Below are 16811 nucleotides of genomic sequence, written 5' to 3' on the forward strand. Positions count from 1 at the left end.
AAGTACCGCAAGAAGGCCGCTTACTGAATGCGCTGAAGCTGCTCGTAGTAAACGGACATTTGGCGCAAGCTGACGATGACGAGCGGAATGACCAGATAGCCGAAAATAAGGGCCATCATCGGTGCAAATCCGATCCATTTCCCCCAGCCTGCCTTTTGCTCGATCAACTGCTCATACTCCTGTTTGCGCTGCTCTTGCGCGTATGCCTGCTCAGACTCCAGATCGTCGAACGCTTCCCGAATCGGCAAACTTTGCGCCGCCAGCTCCAGCTTTTCGACCGTGCGGACGAACGGTACAAACGGAGCATCCTCTTTGAGCTGCGCCAGCGCCTGATCCGCGCCCTGTTCGAAATGGAGCAGGCAGGTCTGGAGTGGTTCCTTAAACACGCGGGCGAACTGCTCCATCCAAATGAGCAGATGCTCGACCGACATTCGGTCCATGTCCGCCAGCATGGCAATGACGGCATGCAATTGATCCACTTCATGCTTCATCTCCATCTGTCGCATGCGCCGCTGGAACATCCGGACGCCGACCGGCATGGCGTAGCCGCCCCATCCCGCAACAACGGCGAGGAGCGCCTCCCACCACTTCACATACTGGTTGTCCAGCCTCGTCAGCTTGCCCAGGATGCGCCGAGCCGTGGCACGAAGCTGATCGTCTTTGTTTAACACTCGCGATTCGCTGCGGAGCAGGGCCATGACCGTTTCTTCGGTGCGGTGCTTCACCTCCTTTACACGATCGATGATGTGGCGGTCAAGCGCCGCCGCCTCGCGCGCCTTTATTTCCTCCTCCGGCGAAAGTTGGCCGAACATAATCCCCGGTTTTACCGGCGCATACAGGATTTGATTCCGGCTTGCGGCATGGAGCGCCATAAACATGCCAAGCACAGCCAGAAACGCCATGCCTCCCGCCACAATGCGCTGCACATAGAGCCATTCCAGTCGAAGCGGCGATGCGGTATCTTTGAGCAGCTTGATCATGCGGTCGGCCTCTCGGGAACCGGTGACGGGGCCGAGACGATGCACAAGCCAGCGCATCCATGGCCAATCGTATACCCGTTTCTCCCATCTCTTTCGGCCGGTTGGTTTTGGAATCACGTCGAGTTCTTGAATGTTGCGCAGAAGGATGTAGGACAGCCATACGACCGCCATCAGGCCGAATTTGACCACCCATCCGGTGGTGCTCGCATAAAAAGCGTCCATGGCCGGAAAGTAGTGACTGGCCCAAGCTTCAATCGGCCGGGTAAACAGCAGCGGCAACAGCGCGATGGCGGTCAGTCCCTGCAACAGGAAACTAAGGCGCTCGCGGCGCAGCAGTTCCAGATTCAGTTCGATTGCGAGCTTCCCGAGCGCCTTCAAGTACACGGAGCCGGTTGCGGTTCGTTTATCGCCGTATTCCTTCATCAAATGCGACAGTCCGGCCATGCCCTGCAAATACCGATTCGGTGCGCTTTCGATGTACTGTGCAACCCGCTGCTCGGCGTCGCTTGCCGTGAGTACTTCATAAATCTCGTGTCCGTGCAGCGCCATCTCATACGGCGCACTATCCGCCGCTTCATAAATGGCTTCTTCCACCATCCCATGACGATGATAATGGTGGCGCACATCCGAGAAAAAATGCCGGAGCTGCTGAAGCAGACGAGTCTCCAGTCGATGAACCAGGTTGTCCGAAAAGATCCCGTGGCCAACCCAGAAGCCGATGCCGATCATGCCAAGCGTGGCCGGGTCGCGCACGCCGAGCGCCAGCGGAACAGCCGCCGCGAACAGCACGCCCCAAATGAGGAGCGCCGTCTTCATCGTTTCCAGCCGCAGCTTCCATTCGTCGCCAAGATGGAGAACGGTCATTCGTTTGCGGATATGAAACAAGTAAGCGCGCAGAATCGGCACGCGTTCGCAGAGGCGATACAACTGCTGCATGATGCTATGCAACGCTTGCTTTTTGCGGGCTTTGCCGGGCTTGCGCAGCGCTTCATACTGCCGAATCGCCTCTACGTCCGAACCGTGTCGGGAAACCCATTGAAATGCAGCCGTCATCGCGAGGAACAGTACCGTTGCCGCGCCGAGCAATAGGGAGAGCCATTCAAGTCTCATCGTCATCCCCCCATTGAACTGCCAAAAATGCCTCAAACACAGCCTGATCCGGCCCGGCGAGGCATGCGGCGATTTCCTTGCGGCTGCGTTCGGACAACGGATGAACGGCGACATAACGCCCGTCGCGGTATTCAATGACGTTCTGCGCGACATAAAGTGGGCGATCCGTCGTGCGGCGAAAGTATTCCAGCATCGTTTCCAAAAACGCCGTCATTTTCTCTTCCGCCGTCGTTTTATGGCGGAACGAATCCGGATAAGTCGTTCCCTGCTCCACTGGCACGCATTCGGTAATGCGTTCGATGTAGCGATGCCCGTCCGCATCCCGCCTCAGATGGATATCGAAGTTGATGACGTTGACAACTTGCTGCTCGGCCACTTTTTCGTTCGTAAACACTCTTGTTTTCAGCAACGAATTGCGTAGCGAATAGACGAGATCGCGGAACGTTTTGGCGTGATGCGTAAACAGGGTGAACAGCGAAGCGACCTGCGCCATCTGAACCATCCAGGCGGCAACCGGGTCGGTCGCCACTTCTCCCAAAATATTGACCGAGCCGTCCGTTTTTTTCTGAATATCCAGTCCGTCCTGTCCGGAGATCGTTTCGGTTTCCCGCAGGCTTAAAATATTGCGGTCCCGGTAAATTTTCCGAAGCTGGAGCTCAAAGTTCATTTCCTGCACCCGAATCGGCAAGATGGCCGGAATGTAGCGCACCATCGCCATTAAGAGCGTTGTCTTGCCGCTGCCTTGTGCTCCGGTGATGGCCGTAATGCGCTCGCCCAAGACCAGATACCTGATCAGACCGATGGGCAGTTCGGCGTTGTCGTCTTGAATCAACTGTTCCAGAGTCGCGTTTTGCACATCGAATTTGCGCACAAAAAAAGCCCACGATTCACTGAACCGGGGGCGCAGCACAACGACGCGGGAGCCATCGGCCATTTCGTTGACCTTAAAGCCGTTCGCTTCGGACAATTGGCCGGGGAAATTATATTTGTACACATTCTGGCACACGCGCCTTAGTTCCTGTTCCGAGCCGAAGGACAGGAAGCTCAAATGAATGGACTTCCCTTTATAGAACAGCCACACGCTGTCATGCGACCTCGGCACCTCGCGAAGCTGCGCTTCTTCCTCCACACTCCACTCGCCTTCCCACATCGAGGGAGGGATGCCGGACACGCCACCCGATACGCCGTCGATTTTCATGTCGCGGATTTCGTCGATGACGCTAAACCCTTTGTATTGCTGATATATCCGCTGCACGACGATCTGCGTTTTGTCCTCGGCAGACAGTTTCCGTACTTCCAGCTTGAAAATGTCGCGGATTTCGTCTGCGGTAATCCGGTATGATTCGATTTCTTCGTCTTCCATGCTCCGTTTGGGGCGATCCATCTCGTATGTTTGGATTAGCTTGTCCAGCGCCCTCAACCGATGTTGTTTTTTATATAGATAGAGTAAGATGTCAAACTGATCTTGCGGCGTGAGCATCTGCGGGTCGTCAAACGGCAGAAGCCGGTTCAGGTTCCCGTCGTCCAGGTTGTAGCGCTGTTCAAGCAAATCCGTAATGACCTGTTTCACATACGCCTTGTCACGCAAATCTCCGGAGGTGCAGCCTCGCAGCGCTTTTTTCAGTTCCGCGCGCTTGTTTTTGCGGCGGCGATATTCTTCTTCCGACAAGCCGTAATCGATCAGGCTGCTGCTCGTCATCTCGTGTAGCGTCTCTTTCACAAACGCGGTCATTGCTTCTAGCGTATAAATCGGCATTTCCGGCTGCTCCGGCAGGCGGCGGCTCATGCGCAAATAGAGCAGGACGCCGATCGCGATGAGAATGCCCACGATAAGCAATCCGTTCAGCACGAACATCATCGGCCATCGTCCTCCTTCCCGCCGAAAAGAGGCTTGCTTAATCCGGTACACTGGACGATCGCTTGCGCCAATGACCGCAATTGATGTATAAAGAGGCTGTTTTCGTGATCGCGCGGCACCTGCCGGTTGCGAAATAAAAAGCGAACAACGTCTCCTTGTTGGGTGGAATCGAGCCAGCCCGCATTATGGACAATCGGATACGCATGCTCCCGCCGATGGAACTGGCGCATGACGTTCTTGACGGTCGAAGCCGAACGGGGGTCATATTGCCCAAATACGAGCAACAGTTTCCGGTTGGATAGAAGCTGTGCTTCCAGCGTCGGGAAAACTTGTTCCAATTTGAGTAAGTTTTGCGGCAGACAGACGACCAATAAATCGGCCTGACGCAGCAGCACCTGTGTCCACGCCGATACGTTTCCGCTTCCGCCGTCCAGCAATACCAAATCGTAAGCGCGCCTTGTCAGTTCCAAGGGCGGCGAAAGCCAGTCCTGCTCGGATGAAACAAACGCTACGTCCGGCTTTTTTGACCCCGGAAGAATGTCAAGTCGCTCGGCGAGCAGCGGCAGCGTATAATCCCGCAGCATGTTCGGTTCGAGCTTGCGGTTTTTAAGTAGCCTGAGCAGCGCGTCGATGCCCGCATCAGATGAGGCGTCCGCTTTGCTCATCCAAGACCGCCTTGGGTAAAAACTGCGTTCGACGGCAGCGTATTCACTTTGTAAATGCCCAAGCAGCAAGAGACGCGAGGAATATTCGAGTCCGAGCAGCGTGGCGGCGGCGATCAGGTTGCTCGTCGTACCGGCCTGTCCCGAAATCGGACTCCAAAACACCACGGTAAAACCCATTGCTTCATCTCCTTTCGCAAAAATTACCGGACACGCACGCCTTTCGGGAGCGCGCCCATCCCCGCCGAGCCGCTTTAGAGTCACAATCAAATAACTGTTGCAGCATGTCGAGCACGGTCCGGCGATACGCCCCAGACAGCCGCCTGATGTCAATGCGGCCATGATGCTGATTGTCCAGTTCGACCGACATATCCCGTTCGTCAAGCGGAAAGCGGAACACGGTGTCCTCCCAGCGAACAGCCTGCTGCGGCAGCACTGAATCGATATATGACTCGGGTATGGCGGTCGGCAGGGTGGGAGCGTTTAGTTTGTAAAATGTGAGCGGCTGGCCCTCCGCTTCATGAAGGCACAGCCGCTGCATCAGATTCGCATTTGTTTGCATGCCCATCCGATTGAAATTGCTGCACCAAACCCGCTTGTCATAGCCCGGCAACTCTCGTCCTTTCACAAATTCGGTGTGATCAGTGTCGAGCAGCATGACATCGTATGCCGCTTCGCCTTCAGCCTCAAGGAGAGAACGCTCCAGTTGCGCTGATGTAATAAGCCCGGTCGCCACGTCGATGCCTTCAAACTCCCGCAGCGAACAGCCGAATTCCAATTGTGGCAAATAGCCTTGCATTGATTGGGCAAAGGTGGAATCCACAATCAGCACTTTTCGCTCCAGCGCCGTGAGCAGCTTGCCCAGCACGAGGAGCAGGTGGCTTTTGTCCGGTGCGCCGAAAAACACGACTTTTTTCATGATGGCCTCCTTCACTGGTTAAAAATGTGCTCCAATTTATCCGTGCTAGGCGGCTCCCCCGACGGCGAAGTTGGCGCTGATGGCGCTGGTTCCGCGGACGCTTCCGGCCGATTTTCATTCGTCGTTGTCGGAACGGAAGAAGAGGGCATCTGCTGAGCGGCTGACGGTTCGCGATCGACCGTGGCCGTTGTACCTGAAGGTTGCGGCATTGGTGTCGTTTCCTGCATGGCGTTGCCTTGACTCGTGACAATTCGTTCGTTTTGCAGTTGCTGCTGAACCGTTACGCTGCCGCTGGTTACGCGCAGTTTGTCCGACTCGCTCATCGCCTTGAGATTATCGTCGAGTGTCAGGCGAAGCTGGCGGGCAAGCTCGGTTGTTGCTTTTTCGAGCAGGTTCGGATCATGCGCCATCAAGTCGAGCACCTTCGGGTTGGCGGGATAATTGACCACCGCTGCTTCTTGCAAGCCCGGCTCGATATAGGGGAGAGCATACAGCCGCGCGCCTTGCAAGTAGGCGTCGATAATCGCGCTCGAAGTTTGCAAAATATCCCGCTCGTTCATTTCCAACCAGATGACGGCGCCGGACAATTCCCGCGCCTTCTTTTTTGCCAGTAGGACAAAATCCTCGCCGGTCGGGAAATTGATTCGCACGTCAATGAACTGTCCCTTTTGCAAATTGGAGGGAAGCTGAATCACATGAAACTCCTGTACCCGCAAATCCTTTGGGATCGGTGCGCTTTCGTACAGCATGGACAGCATCAGCGGCGTCCCTGGCTGCAATTCGATTTTGGCGCTTTTGCCAATGACCGCTTTCTGATCGGTAATCATACCTTGCGGTACCAGACTCACAGACATCTGGACCGCCTTGAGATCATCCGCCTTAACGGTGCCGCCGGCCGGAATGGTTCGTGCCACGGTCCAGACGCTTCTGCGCGATTGTTCCTCTATTGTTTTTAGTTCCTCAATTTGCCTTTCATATTGTTCCTTCATTTGTTGCTGATTTTGTTGCTGTTCCGATTGTCGGATCAGTGAATAAATGGCCGCTGCTACAAGTAAACCTACGCTTATGGCGATTGCAGCGATAATAAGCATCTTACGGTGCCTATAAGTCCATGACATCGCTCACGTCTCCTTTCTCTTTTGGATTAAAATGCTATCGAATGTTTTACCGGGCCTCGTCACGGCGCTTCGACATTTGCTGGGTTTCGGCCTGAAACTGCCCCAGCTTTTCTTGCGCCCATACGGGCATATGCTCCGGTTTCATAAGCCCCATAAAATCCTCCCGATTCCAGCGAGCCTCCTCTCCGGTATACAAATTCAACGTGAAGACCGCTCGACCCCGGGAGTAGGCGGAGGTACCAAAACCGCTTTTCGCCAACACAAGTTGGTTAACAGCTGTGCGATATTCGGGACGCAACCGCTCCGGTCGGATGACGACGACTTGGTTATCAATGCGCATATCTTCTCGAATCGGCTGACATTGTGCTTGTGTAATAGGAGACAAGGGTATCTCGGCACTCGCCCGTTCTTCTTTAAGATCGTCCAGTTCCCACTGCACTCGAGAAACAAAATCATTCATGGCCCCAATATAATCCGTGCCAACCGCAGTTGCGTAGAATTGCTCGACACCCAGAGAATTGTTTCGGGTGCAATAACATACCATGTAGGGGCTGTCGACGTTGGTTTCATCAATGCCGAGCAGCACTTCCACCTTGCCGATGGAGATGGCCTGATAGACTTCATAGTTGTCCACCATTCGCTTCATTTCTTCCATTGTCAGTCCCCTTTCCTCTGGTATTTGCCGGCTTATCCTTCGTTCTCCGGCTCCGTTTTGATTGACCGGCTTCACGAGATTCTTTTCCTCGCTTGCGCGGCTCCTTGTTTTCATCCTCCAAAAGTCTGTTATGGTCGAAGCCCGGCTTTTCTTGCATCAGGCGCTCATATTGACGACGCCTCCCTTTTGTGAAATACATCGCGTATCGCCTCCCCAATATGGGCATAAAAAAAGCTCTCCTTCATAGGGAGAGTGCTAGCGAACAGGATGGGATGATTCGGCTACAAATTAACGTTCCTGCTCCCGCTGCCGCTTTTTATACCAGCTTTCCAGTAGTTGCACGATCAGATCTTCCTTCTGCTTTTCGGTAAACTCCCTCGGAAAGAAGCGGTCGATCCGCTCGCGCTGAATGGCGATCTTTTCTTTCTGGTTCGGCTTTTCCTCCGTGAGAATTGAGAAGATGACATCCACATTAAGCCGCCCGTCCTGGCTCAACTTTTTCATGCGCTGCGCCTGCGCCAACGAGGGGGTACAGTCCTCAGACTGCATCGTTTCGTACAGGGCTTGCTGTTCTTCTTCGGCCAAGTAAGAAAGCTCTACGGCCGGATTGAAGGCGATTTGTTTATCGTCCACCATTTCAAGAATGGACGTGGTTAGTTCCGTAAGGCGGATATAGCGCTGGATTTGTCTGCCACTTTCTCCTACATCTCGACCAATAACATCAGCACTTTCTAACTTCCCGACAACTTGTCGGGAAGTTAAGTCGGTTCGTTGTCCTTGCCGATTCATCGCCTCCAGCTTCATCTTATAGGCGAATGCTTTCTCGCTTGGCGAAATATTTTCCCGTTGCAGGTTGCTGTCCACCATAATGATGGTTGCCTGATCGTCATCCATTTCGCGAACGATACAAGGAATTGTTTCCCTGCCCGCCAGTTCGCTCGCTTTTTTCCGCCGATGCCCGGCTACCATTTCATAGCCGCCGCCCGCCTTAGGACGAACCAAGCCGGGAACAAGGACGCCGTATTGCTTTACGCTGTCCGCCATTTCCAGCATCGCTTCATCCGCCCTCACCTTAAACGGATGGCCGGGAAAATCGCTGATTTCCGACAAAGGTATGTCCATCACCTTTTCCCGCTGCTCGTCAGCGCGGCTCTCCTCGGTGGAGAATAAATCAGCGACTGTGGTCAGCTTGATGCTGGCGCGCATGTCGTCTTTCGATGCCAATGCCTTGCACCTCCTTCGTAAAGGCGGCATAAGCCTCCGCAGCTTTCCCAGCCGGGTCATGATCATAAATGCTTTTTCCTTTGGCGCTCGTTTCCGCCGCGCGTATGGATAGCGGAATTTCAATGTTGAACACGAGCAGCTTATCGCCATAGTCGCGCCGAAGAATGAACGAAATGTCTTTGGCAAATTTCGTCCGGCTGTCTACCATCGTGAGCAGTACACCGTCCAAAACCAACTTTGGATTGATCTGCCTTCGTACTCGGGCGATCGTCTGCAAAAGTTGAGTCATTCCCTTGGCCGGCAAATAATGCGCCTGTACGGGGATAATAACGCTGTCCGCAGCCGCCAGCGCATTGATAGTTAACATGCCTAAACTCGGCATGCAATCGATCAGTACGTAATCGTAGTCGGCTTTAACTGAATCGATGTAAGAACGCAAAATTGTTTCTCTGCTCATCGTGTTGACAAGCGATACCTCGACAGCGGACAGTTCGATGTTACCCGGCATCAGGTCAACGCCTTCGTGGTGATGCAAAATACCTTCTCGCGCCTCGCAAGGTTCTTCCTGCATCGTTTTCACCAGCAACGTGGCTAAGGATACCGACAGACTATCCGGTTCGTGGAACCCTAACGAATCCGTCAGGTTGCCTTGTGCGTCCGCATCGACCAGCAAGACCTTTTTCCCATCGGCAGCCAAACCGATTCCCAGATTGACCGCCGTAGTGGTTTTTCCCACGCCGCCTTTCTGATTGGCGAGGGCGATCACCTTGGACATCCGACACTTCTCCTTTCACGCAAAAAGCCGGTTGCGCTGAATTTTTCAGGGCAACCGGCTTTTTAAATAGTATCTATATAAAAAGAGAACGCCGATGAAAAGGCGTCCTCTTGAATATTCAAATTCATATATTATAGGTAGCTAGCTTTAGTGTTCGGTAATGCGGAGTCATTCGGTTAATTAGTTAGAGCCACAGTGTTAGTCGAATGAGATTTTTCACCCGATTCATTAGTAATGTTGGTTTTCTTTAGTAGACATGGCAATTGCTTTCGTCTCATGAACTGTACCATATGGATGCTCAGGCGGCGCATAGATTACGTAAATTTTAAGTGGTGTATTTCCTGTATTGGTTAAATTGTGCCATTTTCCAGCCGGTATCATGATGGCATAGTCATCATAGGCCATTTCCTGAAAATCTAATTTATCTTTGCTATCACCCATTTGAACAAGTCCCTGACCTTCTTCAATACGTATGAATTGATCAGTAGTCGGATGGACTTCTAAACCAATGTCATCTCCAACATTAATGCTCATCAGAGTCACTTGAAAGTGTTTCCCTGTCCATAAAGCGGTGCGGTAAGTATTGTTTTGTTTAGCAGCTTGGTCAATATTCACTACAAAAGGTTGTGATCCATAATCCATTAATTTAGAGTTTCCGTATAAAGGATAACGGTTGCTATTGTGCCAGTTGTAATATTGTGGGTTCCAATTATAGCCCCAATAATTGTTATTCCACTTGTTATGCAAAGGATTATGCCATGGATTGTGAGAGCATGTATTAAGGTGCATATTCATTCCTCTCTTCTCATGATTCATTATTTACCTTTTATCCTATGCGGTTGCCTATTAAAAAGGAATACAAATGTTCAATAATGGGCTAAATCTGGTTAGCTTAATCCCCAACTGAATATACCATTAACAACATGGTTAGTTTTTTAACAAGTGGCTCTCAATAAGTAACCCAATGACATCTTGGGTCGACTACTTTAATGAACTTAACCTGATGAATTCAACATATCTACGCATACGACGTCCAAATCCAAGTCCAAAACGACGGAAACCTCGATTTTGTCCTTAATTACCTTATTTTTGAAGTCACTGCCGTCCTTCGTAAAAGTCATAAATCGCGCAAAATGTTGAAAACAAAGGATTTCTACGTATCGATTCGTTGTATTCCTATTACGCACTCCACATGCACCGTATGCGGGAACATATCCACCGGCTGAACCTCCACCGTCCGGTATCCTCCGGCCTCCAGCACCTGCAAATCCCTCGCGAGTGTTGCAGGATTGCACGACACATATACAACCCGCTCCGGCTTCATCTCCAGAATCGTATCCAGCAGCTGCTCGTCGCAACCTTTGCGAGGCGGATCGACGACGATGACGTCCGGCTTGATGCCTTCCGAGCGCCAGCGCGGAATGACGACCTCGGCAGCTCCCGCTTCAAACGATGCATTTTCAATGCCATTTAATGAAGCGTTCCGCTTGGCGTCCTCGATCGCCTCCGGCACGATCTCGACGCCGTACACATGTCCCGCGCGGCGGGCCAGGAACAGCGAGATCGTCCCGATGCCGCAATAGGCGTCGATGACATTCTCGCTGCCGGTCAAGCCGGCATAATCGACGGCGGACTGGTAGAGCCGGAGCGTCTGTGCCGGATTGACCTGATAGAACGAACGTGCAGAGATGGCGAAGCGGATCCCGTCGAGCTCGTCGTAGATGACATCGCTGCCCCAAAGGGTGCGCGTCTCGTCGCCGAAGATGACGTTGGTCTGCCGCTTGTTGATGTTCTGCACGATGCTCGTCACTGCGGGCAGAGCTTCGCGAATGCCCTGGATCCAGTCCTCCAGGCGCGGAATGCGCGGGCCATTCGTGACGAGTACGACCATCATCTCGCCGGTGACGAATCCGGTCCGGACGACGACATGGCGGAGGATGCCGCGCCCTGTGGCTTCGTCGTACGCGGAGATGCCGACGCGGTTGCCGATGGCTTTGACCTGCCGCACCGCGTCGTCATTATTCTCGTGCTGGATCAAGCACGCGTCCATGTCGACGATGCGGTGCGAGCCGCGGGCGTAGAAGCCGCCGATCAGGCTGCCGGCCGCGCCTCCGTCCAGGTCCGCCATCGCCATGCCGATGGGGACCTGCGCCTTGTTGCGGTAGCGCCATGGCTCGTCCATCCCGATCGTCGGATGGACGACCACGCCTATGCGCGAGCCATGCTCTTCGGAGGCCGCAGCAGCGCCGGACTGAGCGGTCTCGCGGCCTTCAACTGCCCGCGAGCTGCCGGCCACGGTCAGCTTGCCGATGCGCTCCAGGCTGTCGATGACATGCTGCCTTTTCCAGGCCAGCTGTCCTTCGTAGCTCATATGCTGCAGCTGGCAGCCGCCGCACTGCTTGTAGATCGGGCACGGAGCCTCGACCCGGTCCGGGCTTGCCTGGAGCAGCTCCAGCTGCTTGGCATATCCATAGGTCTTCTTGGTCTTGAGCACCTTGGCGGTGACTTTCTCGCCCGGCAGCGCTCCCTGGACGAATAGAGTAAAGCCGTCCACTCGGCCGACCCCTTCGCCTTCATGCGTCAGCCCGATGATATCGAGCGTGACCGTATCGTTTTTGCCGAATGGCAAAGCTGGTTTCATCTCTTCGTTTCATCCGTTCTCTTCATAGTCTAAAAGCTCAGTAAGAGGCTTGATGCCTCTTATGTCGCGGAACGAACGATTCCGCTCGCGGCCTTGTCCGTCTGTCAAGAATACCATATTTCCGCCTCTTTCGCTCCGTGGCAGAAGTCTCCAAGCCCTTTTTAGAGGGATGTTAACCATAGAGCGTTCCCGATGGTCGGTCTACTGGCGAGCCGAAGCGGTGATCCTCATCCTGAACCTGCTGAAAGCAAAGCAGCAGGAAGACAAAGAGCGCCAGACATCATGATGTCTGGCGCTCTTTTCATTGACTTGTCGCGACATCGGCCACCGAAGTGCAAGGTGGGAATCAAATCCAGAAACCCGGGCTTCAACAGCGATCGGAACGACCTTCCGGCATTTCGAATGACCTTCCGGATTCTCGAACGACCTTCCGGCTTCGGAGGCTGCATTTGATCTTCAGCGTCCACAACTACCTAGTAGCTCGCCTTCCCATCCTGATCCACAAAGATATTCAAATGCGAAGGAAGCATCGTGAACATGCAGGGCAGCGTGCCGCCGTACTCGCCGTCGAGATTGAGCTGGACATAGTCCGGCGTCGTGATCTGCATGCGAGGCGTCTTGAAGTGGATCAGATGCGGGTCGTTGAAATGCTCGCCGCGCAGGGCGAGCGTGACGATGCGGATGAACTCCGCCAGGTTGCATTTCTTGAGCACGACGACCTCGAACAGGCCGTCGTCCAGCCTCGCGTCGGGAGCCAGCTTCTCGAAGCCGCCGACCGAGTTGCTGTTGCAGATGAGGAACAGCATGATCTCCTCATGGATGTCCGGGATGCCCTCCGCCTGGATGAACACCTCGGTGGCGCGCAGGCGCGTCATCTTCTCCAGGCCCTTCATATAATAGGCCAGCTGCCCGATCAGCGTCTTGAGCTTGCTCGGCACCTCGTAGGTGAGCTCCGTCATGGAGCCGCCGCCGGCGATATTGATGAAGTACTTCTTGCCCGCGCGGCCGACGTCGATGGGACGGGTATATTGGCGTGTAATGAGCTCGCACGCATATTCCAGGTTGCGCGGGATGCCGAGCGCCCGGGCGAAGTCGTTGGTCGTGCCGACCGGCAGGATGCCGAGCGGCGGGCGGTTCTCCTTCTCCCCGAGGCCGTTGATGACCTCGTAGAGCGTGCCGTCTCCGCCGGCGGCGATGATCATGTCGAAGCCGCGGTCAGCCGCGTCGGCAGCTGCGATGGAGGCGTCGCCCTCCCCCGCCGTGGCGTGGGTGCTCGTCTCGATGCCCCCGCGCTCCAGCATGGTGAGGATATCGCCCAGCCTTTTCTTCATCTCTTCGCGCCCGGAAGTCGGATTGTAGATCAGACGGGCTCTCTTGTACGTCTTGCTCATGCTTCATCCTCCTGCTTGTTCCAGCCACTGCAGCATCTGCCGCTGCATCCAGCGGACGACCGCTTCATCCGGGAGCATCCCCCGACCATTATATTCATATTCTAACTCACTCAGGCGTCCGGGAATCACCGAGGTTGTGAAATATCCTTGGCTAAGAAAAAGCGGAACGACGATGACGCGCTCGTCCGGCCGCTTGCGCCGCATCGCCGACAGCTTGCACGCCGCCTGATCCGGCAGCAGCATCGCCGTCTCCGCGCGGGCGAAGCCGCCCGCAGCCCGGATCCGCTCCGCCATCCGGGTCATCCCTTCGCGCCAGCGGCCGTGGAACACGGGCTCGCGCGAGCCGTGGCCGATCAGCAGCAGCGCCTCGCTCGCCGGATCGCGCGAGAGCTCCCGGATGTTCGCGAGCAGCAGCTCCGCAATCTCCGGCTCGTCGTCGATCGGCCGGCCGGGATGGATGCGGGCGCCGCCGACATGAAACACCTCGAGCTCGCCCTCCCTAAGCCCCGCCGGCGGCTGGCCGAACGCCTGCATGATGTCGTCGACATGCGTCGCTCCCGACGAAACGAACAGCGGCAGCACGAAAATATCCGTGACGCCGCGTTCCAGCAGCTCGTCGACCCCGTCCTGGATCAGGCGCCCTTCCACGATCTCCAGAAACGACGAAACGACCGGCACAGGGCCGGCCGGTTGCTGAAGTCGTATCGCTGCCGCCTCGACGGCTTCGTCCACGAGCGCCACCCAGCCCCCGTCGCGGGAGCCGTGGCTGATGACAAGAATGCCGGGACGGACAATCGGGGAAGGAAAAGAGGATGATGGCGTCGCCGATGCTTGCAAGGACCGCTCCCCCTCCGGACTGCCAAGCGGAATATGACGGCCTGCGGAGCTCATTAGCGGTTCAGGCGGTCGAGGGTCATCTTGTACCCGTCATTGCCGTAGTTCAGGCAGCGCTTGACGCGCGAGATCGTCGCCGTGCTCGCTCCCGTCTCGGCTTCAATCTGGTTATACGTGCTTCCCTTGCCCAGCATGCGAGCGACTTCCAGGCGCTGCGAGAGAGACTGGACTTCGTTGACTGTGCACAGGTCGTCAAAAAACACATAACATTCTTCCACGCTCTTGAGCGTGAGTACCGCTTCGAATAATTGGTCGATTGCTTTATCGTTCAGCTTCTTTAGCTGCATTAATCCTTCACCTCGGTAAGAGTATCGCTGACTTTCTGGCTAGTGTCGCTACCTTTCATTCTAAAGGGATACGGCGAAGAAAACAACCAGTCACCGTGTTCACGCTTTAGAGGACAATAGAAAAATGAAAACGCTATCGGAATAAATCGTCGAAACAGCTCTTATTCCGCGGCGGAGCCCTCCCTCGGCAAGCCTTGTCTTATGCTGCCTAAACGCTGCCTAACGGCTGCTTTCACGCCCTCCATAACGGCGCTGCGCCGCGGCACATTCCGTTCGCAGCTCAATTCCAACGTAACGCTCGATTACGGCCGATGCTTCCGGCTGGCCGCCGCTGTCATCGGGAGAAGGCAAAGAGTCCCTTCCAATGAGTCTGGAGATGCGGTCCCAACGGAACCTGCCCGCACCAGCCAATGAATCCCCGTTTTGTTCCTGAGCATCTCGATGCCGCAGGACCAGAAGCTCTCCTTTCCCGTGGGAATTTCCTGCAGGCATCCCCCCATGGGTTTTTCGGCAAAAACCGGGCTATCGTCCATACCTTACGCCCGCCTATTCCATACACTGTAACAAAAGCGGAATAAATCCGCCTCATACCAAGGATGTGATTGCAAGTGAACCCGAATTCTTACCCTCCATCCGGCCAGCGCAACACACCTGCTTCCGGACCGCCTTCTCAGGGAGGCATTTTCCCAGGCCTCGGCGATTCGTTCCCTTTTCAGCATATGCCCCAGCATTCGCTTTTCGCTCCGATGCCGTCCTCGTTCCCTTCCGCGATGCCGTCCGGTCCCGCGACGTCGATCGGACCGCTGGCCACGCTGGAAGCGGCCGCTCCCGCAGTCGAGAAGAAGAGCAGCCTGTTCTCGCTCGACAAGCTGTCGGATCTCAAAGGCTTCGTAGACCGGATCGGCGGCCTCGACGGCATTCTCGGCACGATGACCAAAGCCCAGAAGATCATCGGCAGCGTCCAGCAGATGGCTCCGCTGGTGAAGGTCATGATGGGATCGTTCGGCAAGAAGGGCTCGGACAAATCCAAGCTGGTGAACCTGGACGACGACGACTGGAAACCATCGAAAAAAAGAAGGAGGAACAAGAAACGCCGTCCGTCCGGCTCCCGCAAAGGCAAGGGCGGTTACGCCAAAGGCCCGCGCAGCCGCAGCCGCCGGCGTCGGAAAGGGCGCAGACAGAAGTTTGATGAATAACTTGTTCAGGGCAAAAGACAGCCCGCCCGGCCGCTTGAAGCGGTCCGGACGGGCTGCTTGCCTTGCAGGATGAAGAGGAGCCGTCCAATGCGCCTACAGGAAGATCCATTCGATGATCTTGTATATGACGGCGGACAGGCCCATCGCGATCGGAATCGTGATGATCCACGAAATGACGATGCGTCCCGCCATGCTCCACTTGACGTTGGCGAAGCGCTTGGCGCTGCCGACGCCGAGCAGGGACGACGTGATGACATGCGTCGTGCTGACCGGGAAGTGGATCAGCGTCGCGGTGAAGATGACGGCGGCAGAGCCGAGATCGGCCGCGAAGCCGTTGATCGGCTCGATCTTGAAGATCTTGGTGCCCATCGTCTTGATGATCTTCCAGCCGCCGACCGACGTGCCGAGCGCCATCGCCGTCGCTGCGGACAGCTTGACCCACAGCGGAACCTCCAGGTGGTCCTGGATGCCTGCGGCCACGAGCGCGAAGGTGATGATGCCCATCGCCTTCTGCGCGTCGTTGGTGCCGTGCGTATACGACTGGAATGCAGCCGTAATGATCTGGCCCGTGCGGAAGCCCTTGTTGAGCTGATGCGGGTTGCCGTTGGCGAAGATCAGCTTCAGGATCCACATGAGCGTGAAGCCGATCGCAAAGGCGATGAACGGAGAAAAGATCAGGCCCTTGATGATGTTTGTGAAGCCGCCTGCGTTGATGGCTCCGAAGCCGTCCGCCGCGATGACTGCGCCGGCCAGGCCGCCGATCAGCGCATGGGAGGAGGACGACGGGATGCCGAACCACCAGGTGACGAGGTTCCAGATGATGGCGCCGAGCAGCGCCGCGATGACGATCTGCTCGCCGTGGGCGAGCTTGGCCGGGTCGGCGACGCTGCCGCCGATCGTCTTGGCGACGCCGGTGAAGCTGAGCGCGCCGACGAAGTTCATGACGGCGGCCATGATGATGGCTACGCGCGGCTTGAGCGCCCGGGTCGAGACTGAGGTGGCGATGGCGTTGGCCGTGTCGTGGAATCCGTTGATGAAATCGAATGCCAACGCCAGAAACACCACCGCTATCATGACGACAAATGTAGTATCCATGGGCTG

At 55.5% G+C, this 16811-nt stretch carries 16 protein-coding genes; 1 reads left to right on the forward strand and 15 read right to left on the reverse strand.

All coding sequences use genetic code 11. From position 1 onward, the window contains the following. Positions 1–20: 20 nt before the first annotated feature. From VE23_RS13075 to VE23_RS13135, 14 genes are all read right to left on the reverse strand, one after another. The gene (locus VE23_RS13075) at positions 21–2090 is read right to left on the reverse strand and encodes a hypothetical protein (RefSeq protein WP_049868220.1); all 2070 of its coding nucleotides are present in this window, start codon (positions 2088–2090) and stop codon (positions 21–23) included. Further along, the gene (locus VE23_RS13080) at positions 2080–3948 is read right to left on the reverse strand and encodes an ATPase, T2SS/T4P/T4SS family (protein WP_049868221.1); all 1869 of its coding nucleotides are present in this window, start codon (positions 3946–3948) and stop codon (positions 2080–2082) included. The genes VE23_RS13075 and VE23_RS13080 overlap by 11 nt, the downstream gene beginning before the upstream one ends. After that, entirely contained in the window at positions 3945–4790 is an 846-nt protein-coding gene (locus VE23_RS13085) for a hypothetical protein (protein WP_049868222.1), read from the reverse strand. Before VE23_RS13085 ends, VE23_RS13080 begins: the two co-directional genes overlap by 4 nt. Positions 4791–4794: 4 nt before the next feature. Then, positions 4795–5529: a hypothetical protein gene (locus tag VE23_RS13090; protein ID WP_049868223.1), complete on the reverse strand. Its 735-nt coding sequence runs from the start codon at positions 5527–5529 to the stop codon at positions 4795–4797. An 11-nt stretch (positions 5530–5540) separates the two neighbouring features. After that, positions 5541–6647 carry an SAF domain-containing protein gene (locus tag VE23_RS13095; RefSeq protein ID WP_049868224.1) on the reverse strand — a complete coding sequence of 369 codons (1107 nt, stop codon included), beginning with the start codon at positions 6645–6647 and terminating at the stop codon, positions 5541–5543. A 46-nt stretch (positions 6648–6693) separates the two neighbouring features. After that, positions 6694–7302: a hypothetical protein gene (locus VE23_RS13100; RefSeq protein WP_069202474.1), complete on the reverse strand. Its 609-nt coding sequence runs from the start codon at positions 7300–7302 to the stop codon at positions 6694–6696. Further along, positions 7268–7501 (reverse strand): hypothetical protein, encoded by a 234-nt coding sequence (locus VE23_RS27035; RefSeq protein ID WP_198156165.1) that lies wholly within the window; start codon positions 7499–7501, stop codon positions 7268–7270. Before VE23_RS27035 ends, VE23_RS13100 begins: the two co-directional genes overlap by 35 nt. A gap of 89 nt (positions 7502–7590) precedes the next feature. Beyond that, a complete protein-coding gene (locus tag VE23_RS13105; protein ID WP_438861825.1) occupies positions 7591–8526 on the reverse strand; it encodes a ParB/RepB/Spo0J family partition protein in 936 nt (311 codons plus the stop codon). Continuing rightward, complete coding sequence (locus VE23_RS13110; protein WP_049868225.1) at positions 8474–9301, reverse strand: ParA family protein; 828 nt, start codon at positions 9299–9301, stop codon at positions 8474–8476. The genes VE23_RS13105 and VE23_RS13110 overlap by 53 nt, the downstream gene beginning before the upstream one ends. Before the next feature lie 228 nt (positions 9302–9529). Then, positions 9530–10090 (reverse strand): cupin domain-containing protein, encoded by a 561-nt coding sequence (locus tag VE23_RS13115; RefSeq protein WP_029198517.1) that lies wholly within the window; start codon positions 10088–10090, stop codon positions 9530–9532. A 364-nt stretch (positions 10091–10454) separates the two neighbouring features. Beyond that, positions 10455–11942 carry a 23S rRNA (uracil(1939)-C(5))-methyltransferase RlmD gene (gene rlmD, locus VE23_RS13120; protein WP_049868226.1) on the reverse strand — a complete coding sequence of 496 codons (1488 nt, stop codon included), beginning with the start codon at positions 11940–11942 and terminating at the stop codon, positions 10455–10457. A 473-nt stretch (positions 11943–12415) separates the two neighbouring features. After that, positions 12416–13333 (reverse strand): diacylglycerol kinase, encoded by a 918-nt coding sequence (locus VE23_RS13125; protein ID WP_049868227.1) that lies wholly within the window; start codon positions 13331–13333, stop codon positions 12416–12418. A 3-nt stretch (positions 13334–13336) separates the two neighbouring features. Next, positions 13337–14170 carry a sirohydrochlorin chelatase gene (locus tag VE23_RS13130; protein ID WP_232316926.1) on the reverse strand — a complete coding sequence of 278 codons (834 nt, stop codon included), beginning with the start codon at positions 14168–14170 and terminating at the stop codon, positions 13337–13339. 53 nt (positions 14171–14223) lie between these two features. After that, entirely contained in the window at positions 14224–14514 is a 291-nt protein-coding gene (locus VE23_RS13135) for a YerC/YecD family TrpR-related protein (protein WP_021881922.1), read from the reverse strand. Between the two features lie 608 nt (positions 14515–15122). Here VE23_RS13135 and VE23_RS13145 point away from each other — a divergent pair. Further along, positions 15123–15710, forward strand: coding sequence for a hypothetical protein (locus VE23_RS13145; RefSeq protein WP_021881924.1), 588 nt, complete (start codon positions 15123–15125; stop codon positions 15708–15710). 93 nt (positions 15711–15803) lie between these two features. On the opposite strand, the gene VE23_RS13150 is transcribed toward VE23_RS13145, so the two are convergent. Further along, on the reverse strand, positions 15804–16805 hold the full coding sequence (locus VE23_RS13150; RefSeq protein WP_049868229.1) for an inorganic phosphate transporter: 1002 nt from the start codon (positions 16803–16805) through the stop codon (positions 15804–15806). Between the last annotated feature and the right edge of the window lie 6 nt (positions 16806–16811).

The organism is Paenibacillus sp. D9, assembly GCF_001188365.1.
Taxonomy (GTDB): Bacteria; Bacillota; Bacilli; order Paenibacillales; family Paenibacillaceae; genus Paenibacillus_O; species Paenibacillus_O humicus.